Consider the following 15,930-nt stretch of genomic DNA (forward strand, 5'->3'; position numbering starts at 1 on the left):
CCCGAAGACACCTTGCGGACACCTGCACCCGGGAGAATCGGACCAGGAAACTCCCATGCGAGAGGCGGGGAAAAGGTCATGGCCCACAATGACCATATCGACGTCGATTTCTGTCGCGGACTCGCGTCAGGCGATGCCATCGAAGCGTATTACAGGAACACCCTGGTTCACCGTGGTCCGGTGGTGGACACTGCGCCGGACCACGGGCTGGTCTGGATCCTCGACACCCTCACCGGCGACAGGCGGCTCCTCGACCTGGCCGAACTCGAGGTTGTCCGCATCCCACCGCGTTATCGTGAAGTCCGGGTGACGGCACCCGTCCCTAGTACGGGAAGGACCGGCGCGCCAGCCTAGACGGCCAGCCGCTGCCCCTCAGCCATGGCAGGTGCGGAACAGGCCACCGGTGCAGGCGCCATCGTGGGGCGGGGGGCCACCACGGGAATGGCGCCCGTCAGGACCTCAACCACTGCCATCTGGCCGGTGGTGTCCGGGACGCCGGGGTACTGCACCTGGGGAGCTTCGGCGGGAGCGGCAGCGGGGCCGTCCGTTGCCCGCATGCGGACCAGCGCCACCGCGGAGATCAGGAACCAGGCCACGTTGGTGAACACCGAGGGCCAGGCACCGTGCAAGGTGCCGTTGATGATGAAGGCAACGGCGCCGAACAGGTTTGCCACCTGGAAGCCTTTTCCGGCCTTCATCCAGCCCATGGACACGGCCAGGTATGCACTGAGAATCGCAGCCGCGCCTGCCCAGCCGGCAATTTCCCACAGCAGCTCCATGGCGTCCTTTCAAGGTGTCCCGGGCAGTATCCGGGCAGGGGTTTCGATAGTGATGAAGGTTTGTTTTTGACCGGATGCTGCGTTTACTCGAGCCCTGTTCGGGCGAGGACTACCAGCTGGCGGGACAATCATATCCTGCAGGCCCGCGCTGTTCTGACCGCCGCGCAGTGATGCTGCACACCTCTGGACAACACCCCCGCCCCGTAGCACGATCTGAAGGTGACTTCCACTCCCTCGGACCCGTACCTCCGCGAACTCACCCAGCTTCGCCGCGCCAAGGACCGGATGGACCGGGAGTACGCCGAGCCGCTGGATGTCGAGTCCCTCGCCAGGGACGTCCATATGTCCGCCGGCCACTTCAGCCGACGGTTCAAGCTCGCCTACGGTGAATCGCCCTACAGCTACCTCATGACCCGGCGGATCGAACGCGCCATGGCGCTGCTCCGCAAAGGCGGCCTCAGCGTCACCGAGGTGTGCTTCGCCGTCGGCTGTTCCTCGCTGGGCACCTTCAGCACCCGCTTCAGCGAGCTGGTGGGCATGCCTCCCAGCGCCTACAAACAGGAGGCGGAACGCTCGGCGGCGGGCATCCCCGCCTGCGTGGAAAAGCAGGTCAGCAGACCGGTCAGGAATCGAGAAGCGCCGCTTCCGGAGCCGCAACTAGCATGGCTGCCATGAACATCACCATCTCCTCCAGCTTCCTTCCGCACACCGATCCCGACGCCTCCCTGGCGTTCTACCGCGACGCCCTGGGCTTCGAAATCCGCAACGACGTTGGCCGCGGCACCATGCGCTGGATCACCGTCGGCCCGGCAGGCCAGCCGGACGTCTCCATCGTCCTCTACCCGCCCGCCGCGGACCCCGGCATCACCGACGACGAGCGCCGCACCATCGCCGAAATGATGGCCAAGGGCACCTACGCCACCGTGGTCCTGTCCTCCCCCGACGTGGACGCCGCCTTCGCCAAGGTGGAGGCGAGCGGGGCCGACGTCGTCCAGGAACCGATCGACCAGCCGTACGGGATCCGGGACTGCGCCTTCCGCGACCCCGCCGGCAACACCGTCCGCATCAACCAGCAGCCCTAAGCTTGAACCCAGCGACGCCAAGGAGGGCTCCGAACCGGCCTCCCTCCGCCCGAACGGCCGAACAGATGGAGACCTCATGAGCACGGACACGAGCACCGGCACCCCCACGGCCGGAATGCACGTCGCTGACACCCACGACACCATCCGCGTCCAGGGCGCGCGGGAAAACAACCTCAAGGACGTCAGCCTGGAGCTGCCCAAGCGCCGGCTGACCGTCTTCACCGGGGTCTCCGGGTCGGGCAAGAGCTCGCTGGTGTTCGCCACCATCGCCGCGGAGTCGCAGCGGCTGATCAACGAAACGTACAGCGCCTTCGTGCAGGGGTTCATGCCCAGCCTGGCCCGTCCCGACGTGGACCGGCTGGAGGGACTGACGACGGCGATCATCGTGGACCAGGAGCGCATGGGCGCCAACCCGCGCTCCACGGTAGGCACCGCCACGGACGCCAACGCCATGCTGCGCATCCTGTTCAGCAGGCTGGGCAAGCCCTACGTCGGCCCGCCCACCGCCTTCTCCTTCAACGTCCCCACCCGCAAGGCCAGCGGCGTAATGAGCACGGAGAAGGGCGGCCGGGTGGAGAAAAGCGTCGTCCAGCAGGTGACGTACCTGGGCGGCATGTGCCCGCACTGCGAAGGCATGGGCAACATCAGCGACATCGACCGGACCGCCCTCTACGACGACTCCAAGTCCCTGAACGAAGGTGCCCTGACCGTGCCGGGCTACTCGATGGACGGCTGGTACGGGCGGCTGTTCGAGGGCATGGGCCTGCCGATGGACAAGCCCATCGCCTCCTTCACCAAGAGGCAGCTGGACACGATGCTGTACGCCGAGCCCACCAAGATCAAGGTGGAAGGCGTCAACCTCACGTTCGAGGGGATCATCCCCAAGATCCAGAAATCCATGCTGTCCAAGGACGTGGAGGCCATGCAGCCGCACGTCCGCCGTTTCGTGGAGCGGGCCGTCACGTTCGACACCTGCCCGGACTGCAAGGGCACCCGCCTGACGCCTGAGGCGCTGTCCTCGAAGATCAAGGGCAAGAACATCGCAGACCTCTGCAGCATGCAGATCAGCGACCTCGCCGAATGGATCCGAGGGCTGGACGAGCCCTCGGTCCGGCCGCTGCTCGGCGGGCTCCGGGACCTGCTGGACTCCTTCGCCGAGATCGGCCTGGGCTACCTGTCCCTGGAACGGCCCGCCGGCACCCTCTCCGGCGGCGAGGCGCAGCGCACCAAGATGATCCGGCACCTTGGCTCCTCCCTGACCGACGTCACCTACGTCTTTGACGAGCCCACCATCGGCCTGCACCCGCACGACATCGAGCGGATGAACAACCTCCTGGTGCAGCTGCGCGACAAAGGCAACACCGTCCTGGTGGTGGAGCACAAACCCGAGACCATCGCCATTGCCGATCACGTCGTCGACCTCGGCCCGTTGGCCGGCTCCGGCGGCGGCGAGATTGTCTACGAGGGCGACGTCGACGGGCTGCGCTCCAGCGACACCATCACCGGGCGGCACATCGGCTACCGGGCCCGGCTCAAGGACACCTTCAGGACTGCGGCCGGGGCGCTGGAAGTGCGCGGCGCGTCCACCAACAACCTGCGCAACGTGGACGTGGACGTGCCGCTGGGCGTCCTGTGCGTGGTCACGGGTGTGGCCGGCTCGGGCAAAAGCTCGCTCATCCACGGCTCGCTGGCTGACCGCGAAGGCGTCATTACCATCGACCAGGGCGCCATCAAGGGCTCGCGGCGCAGCAACCCCGCCACCTACACCGGGCTCCTCGAACCCGTCCGCAAGGCCTTCGCCAAGGCCAACGGCGTCAAGCCGGCGCTCTTCAGCTCCAACTCGGAGGGCGCCTGCCCCACCTGCAACGGCGCCGGCGTGATCTTCACCGAACTCGGCGTCATGGCCACGGTGGAATCCACCTGCGAGGACTGCGAAGGCCGCCGGTTCCAGGCCGCCGTGCTGGAGTACACGCTGGACGGCCGCAACATCGCCGAAGTGCTGGCGATGTCCGTCGAGGAGGCACTGGCCTACTTCAGCGAAGGCGACGCCAAGACCCCGGCCGCACACAAAATCCTGGAGCGGCTGGCGGACGTCGGCCTGGGCTACATCACGCTTGGCCAGCCCCTCACCGCCCTGTCCGGCGGCGAGCGCCAGCGGCTGAAGCTGGCCACGCAGATGGCGGAGAAGGGCGACGTCTACATCCTGGACGAGCCCACCACGGGCCTGCACCTGGCCGACGTCGAGAACCTGCTGGGCCTGCTGGACCGGCTGGTGGAGTCGGGCAAGTCGGTGATCGTCATCGAGCACCACCAGGCCGTGATGGCGCACGCGGACTGGATCATCGACATCGGGCCCGGAGCAGGGCACGACGGCGGCAGGATCGTTTTCGAGGGCACGCCGGCCGGCCTTGTGGCCAAGCGGGCCACGCTCACCGGGCAGCACCTGGCGGCGTATGTCGGTGGTTGAGCCTGCCCGTCCGGTGGTTGAGCCTGTCGATCCGGTGGTTGAGCCTGCCCGTCCGGTGGTTGAGCCTGTCGAAACCTACCGGTACGACGTCGAGATCCTGCACCTGCTGGTGTCCCCCGGGCATGCCTATTTTGGCCGTGCCCGGGACGGCGCCGCGGACGTGCCCACGGTGGACGCGGAACAGGCCGAGGTGGTGGCGGGCAAGGGCATCGTGGGAGACCGTTTCTTCGGCAAGGCGGCCCACATGGATGCCGCGGTGACGTTGTTCGCCGTCGAATCCCTGGAGGCCATTGCCGCCGAGCTGGGGGCCGGGCCCTTCGATCCGCTGCTGACCCGGCGGAACGTAGTGCTCCGCGGCGCGCAGCTGGCGCCCCTGCTGGGCAGGACTTCGTGCTGGAATCGGGCGGCTCGGCGGTAACGCTGCACGCCGGGCGGCACGCCCAGCCGTGCGCCTGGATGAACGAGGTGCTCGCCCCGGGCGCCCACGCCGCGATGCGCGGACGCGGGGGCATCCGCTGCCGTGCTGTCTCCGGCGGCTTCCTGCACCGCGGCCCGGCAGTCCTGGTCAGCCCGGTACCGCTGGATCCGGCGCAGGCCGGCGTGCCCAGCGTGCTGCGCCCGTCGCGGCTGCCGTAACTAATCCAGCTGCACACCCCGGAGCAGCACCAGCGTTCCGCCCACCACCACCGCCGAGGCAAGGAAGACGCCGGCCGTGCCAAGGCCTGCCGCGACGACGCCGATGGCGCTGGGCAGCACCACCTGGCCCACCCGGTTCCCCGCCAGCCGCAGGGCAAGGGCACGCCCGCGCTGCCCGGCCGGAGCCTGCGCTGAAAGCCAGGACATGGTGAGGGGCTGGCCGATGCCCAGTCCCAGTCCGAGCACTGCCATGACCACAAAGAGCAGCCATGCCGGCATGGGGATCGCGGCGGCAGCCAGCGCGGCGGTGGACAGGGCAAGGCTCACCACCAGCAGCCTCATCCGGCCGATCGTCCGGGCAATCCTGCCCAGCAGGATCCGGGAGACCATGGAGAACACGGCCCGGACCGTCAGCAGGGCGCCGACGGTTGCGGCAGTGAGCCCGCGGTCGGCGCCGAGCGCGGGAAGGTAGACCATGGTGAGGTCCACCACGGCAAGGACGGTGGCACTGGTGGCCAGCGCCCTGGCGACACCCGGTGCCTTCAGCAGCCCAAGGGCACTGCCTTTGGCGCCCTCTCCGGCAATCGCGTTTTTCTTGCCTCCCCCGAACTTCGCCGAAATGAGGAAGGTGGCCAGGAACAGCACCAGGCTCATGCAGACCGAGAGGAAGAAAATGGCCTGGGTATCGGGGCGCACGGAAGCTCCGCCCACGAGCGAAATCGCCAGCGGTCCCAGGGCCTGCCCAGGGAGGCCGCGAAAGTCAGGTAGCCAAAGGCGGAGTCCAGCCGGGTTGCGGCGGCGTTGTTGGCAACCACCGCCTGCTGCCCCACCACACAGGCCAGTTGTCCCGCGCCCAGCAGCGCCGTTCCGGCCACCAGCGCAACGATTGACGAACCCCACAGCAGCAGGAAAGCGGAGCACAGCAGAACGACGGCGGAGCCGGCCGCCATCAGCCGGCGTTCACCCAGGCGGTCCACCAGGCTGCCCGTGGGGACGGCGAGCAGCAGGGGAAAGACGGCATAGCTGGCGGCGAGCAGCCCCAGGGCGAAGCCGGGAACATCGAGTTCGAGTGCACGGTAGGTGGCGGCCGGCCGGACCAGGAAGGTGACGGCCTGGATCAGCGTGGAATGGACCAGCAGGGCTGTGGCGGAGCGGCGTCCGAGTTCCCCGATCACTGGTTGTCCGCGGCGTTGGCGGTCACGGCGCGCACTGCCGCGTCGCGTGCACCCATCACGTGGTCGAAGGCGACCTTGGCGGCCTTCTCCGGGTTGCCGGCCGCCACGGCATCCACCAGGGTCCGGTGCTGGTCCAGGGCCTGGTCCCGCCGCTCCTGGGTGCTGTTGGTGAAGTGGCGGTACCGTTCCATCTGGCTGGAGATCTGCTCATGGAAGCGCCGGGCCCAAGAGTTCCCGGCAATGGCGGCAATTTTGGCATGCAGGGCCATCCCCTGCTGCATCGCGTCATCGGCAAACTCCACCATGGCTGCGTTGCGCGCAAGGATGCCGCGCAGCGCTTCGACGTCCGCCTCCGTCGCCTTGAGGCAGGCGTTCCGCGCCATGAGGGATTCCATGGCAGCCCGGACCTCATAGAGTTCGGAAATCGCGGCCTCATCCAGCGCCGGCACCACCACACCGCCGGTTGGCTGCTGCTCCAGCAGGCTCTCGGAAATGAGCCGCCGCACCGCTTCACGCAGGGGCGTGCGGCTCACCTGGAGCGCCGACGCCATCGCCGGTTCGTAGATGCGCTCCCCCGGTTTCAGCTCCAGGGTCAGGATCCGGCGCTTCAGTTCGGCATAGACAACGTGGGCTCCGGTGTTCCGGGCCGGTGATTCTGGCATGGTGTTACCTCCTCCGGAATCATACATGTATACATCTATACAGATGTGGCGCGCGGACCGGGCGGTTGCCAATTTCCGGCGAAGCAGTTAACTTGGTCTTTCCGGAGGGGAGTATCCCCCACTCCGTCCATCGTCAGTACGTAGGCCCCAGCGCCTTCCGGTGGACAGGCCAGCACTGGCCGGGAGAGACCTCCAGTTGGTTACTACTGACTGGAAGCAGGTGCTCCATGAATGTTCCCCTGTGGATGTGGTTCGCTGTCGTCGGATTCATCCTCCTCATGCTCGTCGTCGACCTCGTCGCCCACCGCCATGCGCATGTCATTTCCGTCCGCGAGGCTGCGGCCTGGTCCGCCGTCTGGGTGGTCTTCGGCGTGGCGTTCGGCGGCGTCGTCTGGCTGATGTACGGCGCTGAGTTCGGGCAGCAGTACTTCGCGGGCTACCTCATCGAAAAGTCGCTGGCGGTAGACAACGTGTTTGTCTGGGCGATCATCTTTACGTTCTTCGCGGTGCCGCGCGAGTACCAGCACCGGGTCCTGTTCTTCGGCGTCCTGGGGGCGCTGTTATTCCGCGGCGTGTTCATCGCAGCCGGGTCGGCGATCATCGCCAGCGCCGGGTGGGTCCTTTACCTGTTCGCCGCCTTCCTGCTGTTCACCGGGTACCGGATGCTCAAACAGCGCAACGAGCACATCGACCCGGAGAAGTCGCGGGCGCTGAAGCTGTTCCGCCGGCATGTGCCGATGACGGATGCCTTTCACGGCCAGCGGTTCCTGATCAGGAGGAACGGCGTCCTGCTCGCCACTCCCCTGCTGGCCGTCCTTGTCCTGGTGGAGGTCACGGACATCATCTTCGCCGTCGACTCCATCCCCGCCATCTTCGCCGTCACGGACGAGGTCTTCCTGGTGTTCACGGCCAACGCCTTCGCCATCTTGGGCCTGCGCGCCATGTACTTCCTGCTGGCGGACCTTATCCACCGGTTCGTGTACCTGAAGGCGGGCCTGGCCCTGGTGCTGGTCTGGGTGGGCATCAAGATGGCGCTCAAGATCGACGTCTACTACATTCCGACGCCGGTCTCCCTCGCTGTCATCACCACCATCCTGGGCGTCTCCATCGCCGCGAGCCTGATTGCCACCCGCGGCCAGGCCCGGCATGAGCCGCCGGCGCCGGCAGTACCGCCTTTCCGCAATGCGACGCCCGAGGAACTCGAGGCGCTGCAGCCATTGTGGGGCGGCCGGCATGAGGCACGGGGCAAGGAGGACGTCCCGCCCGCAGAGGAGTCCGTGCGGTAGCCGGCGCCAGGTAGGCAGAAGACGCAGCGGGGACAGCAGGCGCGGCACAGGGGCTTGCTGTCCCCGCTGTTTTCCGCATAATCTACATCGTTGTAGAAGGAATATGGCTGGCAGTTCAGGCAAAGAGGAGTGGCGTGGCGAATGCAAGGGGGACCTCGTTCCCGCTGGACCGGATCCGGCTCCTGGACAGCCCGCTCCGGCAGGCGCAGGACACCTCTGTCCGCTACATCCTGTCCCTCGACGCCGACCGGCTGTTCGCGCCCTATCTTCACGAGGCCGGACTGGAGCCCGCCGCCGTACCCTACGGCAACTGGGAGTCGGATGGCCTGGGCGGCCACATCGGCGGGCACTACCTGTCCGGCTGCGCCAAGCTGTATGCAGCCACCGGCAACCCGCAACTCCTGGCGAAGGTGCGGGCCGCCGTCGTGATCCTCGGAACCTGCCAGGCCGCGCACGGTGACGGCTACCTGGGCGGGGTGCCCCGCGGCCGGGACCTCGGCAAGGAACTGGCCCGCGGTGACGTGGATGCAGACCTGTTCACGCTCAATGGCCGGTGGGTTCCGCTGTACAACCTGCACAAGGCGCTGGCAGGGCTGCTGGACGCCCACGTGTTCGCCGGGTCCAGGGAAGCGCTGGACATTGCCGTCGGGCTGGCGGGCTGGTGGCTGCGGGTCTCGGCGCACCTCGGTGATGACGCGTTCGAGGAAGTCCTCCACGCCGAATTCGGGGGCATGAACGAGGCATTTGCCATTCTGTGGGAGCTGACGGGCCGGGAGGAGTACCTCCAGGAGGCCCGGCGCTTCTCGCACCGCGCACTGCTGGATCCGCTGGCTGCCGGGCAGGACCTGCTGGATGGCCTGCACGCGAACACCCAGATTCCCAAGGTGGTAGGTTACGCGCGGCTGGCCGGCCCGACGCATGACGCGGATTTGGCACACGCGTGCGATATTTTCTGGGAGTCAGTAGTGTCCCGGCGGTCGGTGTCCATCGGCGGGAACAGCGTACGCGAGCACTTCCACCCGGCGTCGGATTTCTCCCCGATGGTCCAGGACCCGCAGGGACCGGAGACCTGCAACACGTACAACACGCTGAAGCTGGCCAAGCTGCGCTTTGAGGCCCACGGTGACGCGGCCGCCGTCGACTTCTTTGAACGGGCCACGTACAACCACATCCTGTCCTCGCAGCACCCCGGGACGGGCGGGCTGGTGTACTTCACGCCGATGCGGCCGGGGCACTACCGGGTGTACTCGCGGGCGCAGGAGTCCATGTGGTGCTGCGTGGGATCAGGCCTGGAGAACCACGCCCGCTACGGGGAGCTGATCTACAGCCGCGCCGGGAATGACCTCCTGGTCAACCTGTACATCCCGTCCACCCTCGACTGGCCGGAGTACGGCCTGCGCGTGCGGCTGGAAACCGGGTTTCCGTTCTCCGACCACGTGGCCCTGGTTGTTACCGCGGAAGCGCCGGTGAAGGCCACCATCCGGCTGCGCCGGCCCTTCTGGGCTGCGGAGATGGAGGTCGACGCCGGCACAGGGCCGGGCGCGGAGGCGGAGGACGGCGGCAGGTACGTGAGCATCAGCCGCACCTGGCAGGGCATCTCCACCGTGAACATCCGGCTGCAGGCCGATTTCGCTGCCGAGGCCCTGCCGGACGGGTCCCCATGGGTCTCGTTCCGGTACGGGCCCGTGGTGCTGGCCGCCCGGGCAGGACATGAGGGCGTTGAAGGCTTTGAGGCGCCGGACGAACGGATGGGGCACGTCGCCTCCGGACCCATGCTGCCGCTCAGCCAGACTCCCGTGGTGCCGGATTGCGGCGCCATCAGGCTTGTGGACCGGGAGGCGTTGCGTGCCGAAGTGGACGTGGTGGACGCATCCGGGCGCGCGGGCACTGTATTGCTGGAGCCTTTCGCGGGCATCCATGACGAGCGCTACACCGTCTACTGGCCAACGGGCGATCCCGGCCAGCGGTCCGCCGAACTGCGGCTCCTGGAGCAGGCCGCCGCGGAACGCATGGCGGTGGTGGACGAGGTCATGGCGGGGGAACAACAGCCCGAATCCGATCACGGCTTCGCCGGGAAGGCCACGCGCGCCGGCGGCGGGGACGGGCTGCACTGGCGCAGTGCCACCGGGTGGTTCTCCTACGTCCTGTCGGATCCGGGGCAGGAGGCGGAAAGCCTGCGCGTCCGGTTCCGGGCTGACGAAGGGCGCGGCCATCAGCTGCGGCTTAATGGCGCAGTGCTGGACCGGCCGGCCCTGGAGCGCCGGGACGGCGACATTGTGGTGCTCGACTACCAGGTTCCGGCGGCCTACCCCGGCCACGAAGCAGACGGGCGGCTGGTCTTCAGCGTCCATGCCCTGCCCGGCCACACGTCCGGCGACCTGTTCTCCGTTGCGTTGCTCCGGCGGGGAGCCTGACCCTGGATCCACCCAGCCGGCGCTGCCCGCTTTGGTGCGTCCCGCCGTCGTAATCCTGTCCCGGATGCGGCGGCACCGCCGTCGAACGCTGAGGGATGGCCGTGCCGCAGATCCGTTCCCCCGGAAATCTGCGGCACGGCAGCTGTGGCCTGTTACCCTATGGGGGCAGGCGGCTGGTTCCCGCTGAGCACGGCGAGCGCGTTGTCCGCGGCGAGCATCGCCATCGCGGTGCGTGTCTCGACGGTGGCGGAGCCCAGGTGGGGCAGCAGGACCACGTTGTCAAGGTCCAGCAGCCCGGGATGCACGGTCGGCTCCTGCTCGTAGACGTCCAGGCCGGCTCCCGCGATGATGCCATCGCGCAGTGCGGCGGCGAGTGCCGCTTCGTCGACGATGGGTCCGCGGGCGGTGTTGACCAGGTACGCCGAGTCCTTCATCGCTGCCAGCTGCTCCGCGCCGATGAGGTGGTGCGTGGCGGGGCCGTAGGGGCAGTGCAGGGACACGACGTCGGAGACGGCGAGCAGTTCGTCGAGGTCCACCCGCCGGGCGCCCAGTTCAGAGGCGACGGCGGGATCGATTTCGCTGCGGGACTGGTAGACGATCTCCATGCCGAACGCCTTGGCACGGCGTGCGGTGGCCTGGCCGATGCCGCCCATGCCGACCACGCCGAGGGTCTTGCCCTTGAGGCTGCTGCCCAGGAGGAAGAACATGCCCCACTTCCAGGCCTCGCCGGAGCGGATGAGGCGCTCCCCCTCGCCAAGCCGGCGGGTGGCCATGAGGATGAGGCTGAGCGCGATGTCGGCCGTGGCGTCGATGAGCACGCCCGGGGTGTTGGTGGCCACGACGCCCCGCTCTGTGCAGGCCGGGACGTTAACGTTGTCGTAGCCGACGGCGACGTTGGCCACGACTTTGAGCTGCGGGCCGGCGGCGTCGAGCAGTTCGGCGTCGATGCGTTCGGTGAGCAGGCTGACGACGGCGTCCGCGCCGGCTACCCGGCGCAGCAGTTCCTCGCGGCTGATGGATTCCGGGCCTGCCCAGGCGTCGACTTCATGCTCGGCGCGGAGCTTCTCGAGTGCTGCTTCGGGGATGCGTCCCGTGACGACGACGCGGCTCATGCGGTTTCGATCCACTCACGCAGGCGGCCGAGGCCTTCACGGATGTCCGGAACGTCGATGCCCGAGTAGGCCAGGCGGATGTACTGCCGGTCTTCGCCGGGCTGGCGGCGGCCGAAGTGCTCACGCGTGCAGAAGGAGACGCCGGTCTTGTAGAGGGCTTCGGTGGCGAAATCGCCCACCGCGGTGTAGCCCAGGCGCTCCATGGCCTCGGTGACGTCCGGGAACAGGTAGAACGTGGACTGCGGGACGGCGACGTGCATGCCGGGGATCCCGTTTAGGAGCTCGCAGGCCGCGTCCCGCCGTGTCTTGAGGACGTCCAGCATCTGCTGTACCGGCTCTTGGGAACCGCGGAGTGCTTCGATGCCGGCCCACTGCACGTAGTGCGTGGTGCAGGATTCGTCATTGGTGTTGAGCGTGCTGAGCACCTTGGCGATCTCGACCGGGGCGACGGCGCAACCGAGGCGCGAGCCCGTCATCGCGAACTTCTTGCTGAACGTGTAGAGGATGACGGTGCGTTCTGCCATGCCGGGCAGGGACGCGATCGAGTTCGAGACGCCCTCGTAGCGGGTCTCGAAGTACGCCTCGTCGGAGAGCACCCAAAGATCGTGCTCGATCGCGATCTGCGCGATGGCCTCGCGTTCCGCGGCAGTGGATTCCGCGGAGATGGGGTTCTGCAGGTCGTTGTAGATGATGGCGACCGTGTTGGGGGTGATCGATGCGCGGATCTGGTCCAGGTCGATTGCGAAGCCCGTGGAGGTGGGCACGTAGCGGTAGGCAACGGACGTGCCGCCGAGGTATTCGATCTGGGATTCGTAGATGGGGAAGCCGGGGTTCGGGTAGAGCACTTCCTGGCCGGGGTTCATGACCGCCTGGAGGAACTTGGTGATGACGGGCTTGCCGCCGGTCATGACCACCACGTTGTCCGGCGAGAACTGGATGCCGCGGCGCGAGCCGATGTCCTCGGCAAGGGCCTCCCGCAGCTGCGGGATGCCGGGGCCCGGGCAGTAGCCCGTGTAGCCGTCCGCGATGGCCTTGTTCATCGCCTCGACGATGTGCGGGGCCGTCGGGGTGTTGATGTCGCCGAGGTGGAACGGGTAGACCCGGTTCCCCTGCGCCTTCCAGGACGCGGCGGCCTGCGCGACGCTGAAGGCCGTCTCGGTGCCCAGCCGGTCGAGCCGGTGTGCGAGTTGCTGCATGCTGTTCCACTCCTCATCGAGTTGACAATCGGTACTGCCGATCCGCTGGCTAATATATCAGATTGCACGCTTTGATATATAGGCTTTCTCGAAGATTAATGGAGACGCAGAGAGGGGAACGCCGGCCGACGGAACGACGGCGGCGCTCCCCTCCCTTGGTTGGCTTTCCTGGAGTGCCTAGGCGGACGTCACCGGGAACCGTTCCCAGACGCGGTGGGCCGCCAAGAGCCGGGTCATTTCCGCGACCAAGGCTTCAGCGTTCTCCCCGGCAGCTATTCCTGGGGCATCCCCGGGTATGCCTGCCGCCGTCAGGACATCCGTGCTGGCGTCCAAGGAGCCAATGGCCTTGGCATGACGGAATGCTTCAGTCAGCAGCAGGACAGCCCGGGGATCCAGTGCACTCCCGGGGGTGCCGGCCTTGGCGTCCAGTCCTGGTTCGGCGTCGGGCGCCGGGGCGGCAGAAGCCGCAACGATGACGGCGTCGAACTCCGTGGAGCGGGCGGTGAGGTACGTCCGCTGCACGGGGACCCCGCCGTCGTCCTCTGACCCAAGGAAGCCGCCCTGCGGGGCGATGACCAGGGGGACGATCCCCTCGGCGTCCAGCGCCTTTCGTGCTGCGTTCACGGCAGCAAGGTCGCTGTTCTCATCGGCGAGGATCCCGACAATGCGGCCGGCAACGGGCCGGCGTTTTGCCCACCTGCGACAAAGCGGGGCTGGGGTCGGACTCCGGGACCTGCTCTGTTGCCTGCGGGGCGGGGAGGCCCAGGCCCTTGGCTACCGCTGCGCACAGTCCGGCGTCCACGTTGGCCAAGGCTGCAAGCTGCCGTTCGCGGATGGACTTCTCGTAGCACTTGCCCAGCTCGAAGGTGTAGGCCTGGATCACGTGGTCCTGCTCCACCGGGCTCAGGCTGCGGTAGAAGAGGCCCACCTGGCTGTAGTGGTCATCGAAGGACGCCGGGTTCTTCCGCTCCTTGATGGAGGCAGCCACTTCCTCCGGCACGTCGATGAATGCGCCAAGATCCTGCCCGGCGAGGAACGGGCAGCCGCCGTCGAGCGAGTTGGGATGGTCAGGAGCCGCCCCACCGTGGACCGCCTGCTGGTGCATGCCGTCCCGCAGCATGTCATTCACCGGGGCCTGCGGACGGTTGATGGGAATCTGGCCGAAGTTGGGCCCGCCCAGCCGGGAGATCTGGGTGTCGAGGTATGAGAAGAGGCGCACCTGGAGCAGGGGGTCATTGGTGACGTCGATTCCGGGGACGAGGTGGCCCGGGTGGAACGCCACCTGCTCCGTTTCGGCGAAGAAGTTGGTGGGATTGGCGTTCAGGGTCATGACGCCGATGGGCTGGACCGGGGCCAGTTCTTCGGGAACGAACTTGGTGGGGTCCAGCAGGTCGATGCCTTCGAACATCTGGTCCTCGGTGTCCGGAAACGTCTGGACTCCGAGCTCCCACTCAGGGTAGGCGCCTGCTTCGATGGCGTCCGCGAGGTCCCGGCGGTGGAAGTCCGGATCCATGCCGTTGATGATCTGCGCTTCTTCCCACACCAGCGAGTGGACGCCCTGCTTCGGCTTCCAGTGGAACTTCACTAGGGTGGTGCGGCCCTCGGCGTTGACGAACCGGAACGTGTGGACGCCGAAGCCCTCCATGGTCCGGTAGGAACGCGGGATTCCCCTGTCGGACATGTTCCACATCGTGTGCGCCTGGGCCTCGGTGTGCAGGGAGACGAAATCCCAGAACGTGTCATGGGCACTCTGCGCCTGGGGAATTTCCCGGTCCGGGTGCGGCTTCGCGGCGTGGACGATGTCCGGGAACTTGATGCCGTCCTGGATGAAGAAGACGGGGATGTTGTTGCCCACCAGATCGTAGGTGCCCTCGTCCGTGTAGAACTTGGTGGAAAAGCCCCGGGTGTCCCGGACCGTATCAGCAGAGCCACGGGAACCCAATACGGTGGAAAAGCGGACGAAAACCGGAGTCTCCACGTCCTTGGCCAGGAAGCCAGCACGGGTGATGTTTGCAGCAGTGCCGTAGGAACGGAAGACACCGTGGGCCCCGGCGCCACGGGCGTGCACCACCCGCTCGGGAATGCGTTCGTGGTCAAAGTGCGTGATCTTCTCCCGCAGGTGGTGGTCCTGCAACAGGATCGGACCGCGCGAACCGGCCTTCAGGGAGTGGTCGGTGTCGCGAACGCGCAGCCCCTGGGCGGTAGTCAGGTACTGGCCGGACTGGGCCCGCGCCGTGGCCGGCGCCCCAGTCGGGCTCCCAGTGGGTGAGACGGCTTCAGGTCCTCGCTGGTCCGGCTTTGGCGGCAGCGGCTCCCGCGGGGTTGTCGGTTCCTCCAGGCTGGCAGGCTCGCTGGCGGGGACGCCGGGGATGTAGATGTTGCTCTCTTCTGGCACGAATTCTTCTCCTCAGGATGGGAAATCTGGCAGTCCGCTGTCGAAACCAAGATACTAAGCGTGCTTAGTACCCTAGGCAACGATGCTTTCTGCCACAAATCCCCAACCCTGCAGCGGCCGTCAGTGCTGGCCCGGATACCCGCGTAGGTGCGCCCCAGGAGCTGCTCCCTTGTCGATCGGGTCCCGGGCCGTGCCCAGATCGGGAAGGAACAAGTACTGGGTACTCGTGCGCTTCAACCCGTGGCGGCTTGTACTGGTATCTGTACTGGAGCGCCGCCCAATGCCTCTGCGACCCCACCGGGATCCCCCGTCCTCACTGCCTGCATACAGCGCCGGCCCGAAGAAGGCTACGTCCTGCACATCGAGCAACTGGTCGCGCCGCTCCGGGTGGATGGCACACTCCTTCGCCTCAGCCCGGCACCTCACACCGACAGGACTGCCGCAGATTTCCGCCGGATCACCGCTGCCCGCACGGCTGCCGCGAAGGCCGAGGCCGAACTGAAAGCCGCAGTCCGGGCTGCCCGCGCAAACGGAGACTCCTGGGAGGCAATCGGCGCCGCCCTCGGCACGTCCGCCCGGACTGCGCAGGAGCGGTTCGGCCTCTAACCTTCCGGTTCTTCCACGACCGTCTTTCCGTTGCTGAGAGCTGGGCGGGGCTAGCTCGATGTTATTCAGGATGGTCAAGGGTGCTGCATTGAAGGGGTCCCGCAATTGGCTGACCCATAC

Annotated in this window: 11 protein-coding genes and 3 pseudogenes; 8 read left to right on the forward strand and 6 right to left on the reverse strand. The window is 67.3% G+C overall.

Going from position 1 to position 15,930, the window contains the following annotated elements:
* The first annotated feature begins 78 nt into the window (after positions 1–78).
* Positions 79–354 carry a hypothetical protein gene (locus tag ACPEE0_RS19210; protein WP_424575076.1) on the forward strand — a complete coding sequence of 92 codons (276 nt, stop codon included), beginning with the start codon at positions 79–81 and terminating at the stop codon, positions 352–354.
* On the opposite strand, the gene ACPEE0_RS19215 is transcribed toward ACPEE0_RS19210, so the two are convergent.
* The gene (locus ACPEE0_RS19215) at positions 351–779 is read right to left on the reverse strand and encodes a CBU_0592 family membrane protein (protein ID WP_424575077.1); all 429 of its coding nucleotides are present in this window, start codon (positions 777–779) and stop codon (positions 351–353) included. The genes ACPEE0_RS19210 and ACPEE0_RS19215 overlap by 4 nt on opposite strands.
* Positions 780–998: 219 nt before the next feature.
* On the opposite strand from ACPEE0_RS19215, the gene ACPEE0_RS19220 reads away from it, so the two are divergent.
* The 4 genes and pseudogenes from ACPEE0_RS19220 (at position 999) to ACPEE0_RS19235 (ending at position 4,964) form a co-directional block, all read left to right on the forward strand.
* Positions 999–1,454 (forward strand): helix-turn-helix transcriptional regulator, encoded by a 456-nt coding sequence (locus tag ACPEE0_RS19220; RefSeq protein ID WP_424575078.1) that lies wholly within the window; start codon positions 999–1,001, stop codon positions 1,452–1,454.
* Positions 1,442–1,861, forward strand: a complete 420-nt coding sequence (locus tag ACPEE0_RS19225; protein ID WP_035752462.1) for a VOC family protein — start codon at positions 1,442–1,444, stop codon at positions 1,859–1,861. Before ACPEE0_RS19220 ends, ACPEE0_RS19225 begins: the two co-directional genes overlap by 13 nt.
* A gap of 76 nt (positions 1,862–1,937) precedes the next feature.
* Complete coding sequence (locus tag ACPEE0_RS19230; RefSeq protein ID WP_407710326.1) at positions 1,938–4,328, forward strand: ATP-binding cassette domain-containing protein; 2,391 nt, start codon at positions 1,938–1,940, stop codon at positions 4,326–4,328.
* Positions 4,315–4,964: pseudogene (locus ACPEE0_RS19235) on the forward strand (MOSC domain-containing protein). Before ACPEE0_RS19230 ends, ACPEE0_RS19235 begins: the two are co-directional and overlap by 14 nt.
* On the opposite strand, the pseudogene ACPEE0_RS19240 reads toward ACPEE0_RS19235, so the two are convergent.
* A pseudogene (locus ACPEE0_RS19240) lies at positions 4,965–6,139 on the reverse strand (MFS transporter).
* Positions 6,136–6,801, reverse strand: coding sequence for a GntR family transcriptional regulator (locus tag ACPEE0_RS19245; RefSeq protein WP_424575079.1), 666 nt, complete (start codon positions 6,799–6,801; stop codon positions 6,136–6,138). Before ACPEE0_RS19245 ends, ACPEE0_RS19240 begins: the two are co-directional and overlap by 4 nt.
* Positions 6,802–7,028: 227 nt before the next feature.
* On the opposite strand from ACPEE0_RS19245, the gene ACPEE0_RS19250 reads away from it, so the two are divergent.
* Together ACPEE0_RS19250 and ACPEE0_RS19255 are read left to right on the forward strand one after the other, a co-directional pair.
* Complete coding sequence (locus tag ACPEE0_RS19250; RefSeq protein ID WP_424575080.1) at positions 7,029–8,087, forward strand: TerC family protein; 1,059 nt, start codon at positions 7,029–7,031, stop codon at positions 8,085–8,087.
* A 134-nt stretch (positions 8,088–8,221) separates the two neighbouring features.
* Complete coding sequence (locus ACPEE0_RS19255; RefSeq protein WP_424575081.1) at positions 8,222–10,501, forward strand: beta-L-arabinofuranosidase domain-containing protein; 2,280 nt, start codon at positions 8,222–8,224, stop codon at positions 10,499–10,501.
* A gap of 152 nt (positions 10,502–10,653) precedes the next feature.
* Here ACPEE0_RS19255 and ACPEE0_RS19260 read toward each other — a convergent pair whose 3' ends face one another.
* From ACPEE0_RS19260 to ACPEE0_RS19270, 3 genes and pseudogenes are all read right to left on the reverse strand, one after another.
* On the reverse strand, positions 10,654–11,613 hold the full coding sequence (locus ACPEE0_RS19260) for a 2-hydroxyacid dehydrogenase (protein WP_424575082.1): 960 nt from the start codon (positions 11,611–11,613) through the stop codon (positions 10,654–10,656).
* The gene (locus tag ACPEE0_RS19265) at positions 11,610–12,809 is read right to left on the reverse strand and encodes a pyridoxal phosphate-dependent aminotransferase (RefSeq protein ID WP_354177144.1); all 1,200 of its coding nucleotides are present in this window, start codon (positions 12,807–12,809) and stop codon (positions 11,610–11,612) included. The genes ACPEE0_RS19260 and ACPEE0_RS19265 overlap by 4 nt, the downstream gene beginning before the upstream one ends.
* Before the next feature lie 177 nt (positions 12,810–12,986).
* Positions 12,987–15,204 (reverse strand): annotated as a pseudogene (locus tag ACPEE0_RS19270) (catalase).
* 387 nt (positions 15,205–15,591) lie between these two features.
* On the opposite strand from ACPEE0_RS19270, the gene ACPEE0_RS19275 reads away from it, so the two are divergent.
* Positions 15,592–15,810 (forward strand): hypothetical protein, encoded by a 219-nt coding sequence (locus ACPEE0_RS19275; RefSeq protein WP_424575083.1) that lies wholly within the window; start codon positions 15,592–15,594, stop codon positions 15,808–15,810.
* Positions 15,811–15,930: the final 120 nt, after the last annotated feature.

The organism is Arthrobacter sp. SD76 (assembly GCF_049726125.1).
Classification (GTDB): Bacteria; Actinomycetota; Actinomycetes; order Actinomycetales; family Micrococcaceae; genus Arthrobacter; species Arthrobacter nitrophenolicus.

Coding starts and splice junctions, on each gene's coding strand:
- ACPEE0_RS19225 (WP_035752462.1), top strand. CDS start 1,442: ATGGCTGCCATGAACATCACCATCTCCTCCAGCTTCCTTCCGCACACC.
- ACPEE0_RS19210 (WP_424575076.1), top strand. CDS start 79: ATGGCCCACAATGACCATATCGACGTCGATTTCTGTCGCGGACTCGCG.
- ACPEE0_RS19230 (WP_407710326.1), top strand. CDS start 1,938: ATGAGCACGGACACGAGCACCGGCACCCCCACGGCCGGAATGCACGTC.
- ACPEE0_RS19250 (WP_424575080.1), top strand. CDS start 7,029: ATGAATGTTCCCCTGTGGATGTGGTTCGCTGTCGTCGGATTCATCCTC.
- ACPEE0_RS19245 (WP_424575079.1), bottom strand. CDS start 6,801: ATGCCAGAATCACCGGCCCGGAACACCGGAGCCCACGTTGTCTATGCC.
- ACPEE0_RS19265 (WP_354177144.1), bottom strand. CDS start 12,809: ATGCAGCAACTCGCACACCGGCTCGACCGGCTGGGCACCGAGACGGCC.
- ACPEE0_RS19215 (WP_424575077.1), bottom strand. CDS start 779: ATGGAGCTGCTGTGGGAAATTGCCGGCTGGGCAGGCGCGGCTGCGATT.
- ACPEE0_RS19260 (WP_424575082.1), bottom strand. CDS start 11,613: ATGAGCCGCGTCGTCGTCACGGGACGCATCCCCGAAGCAGCACTCGAG.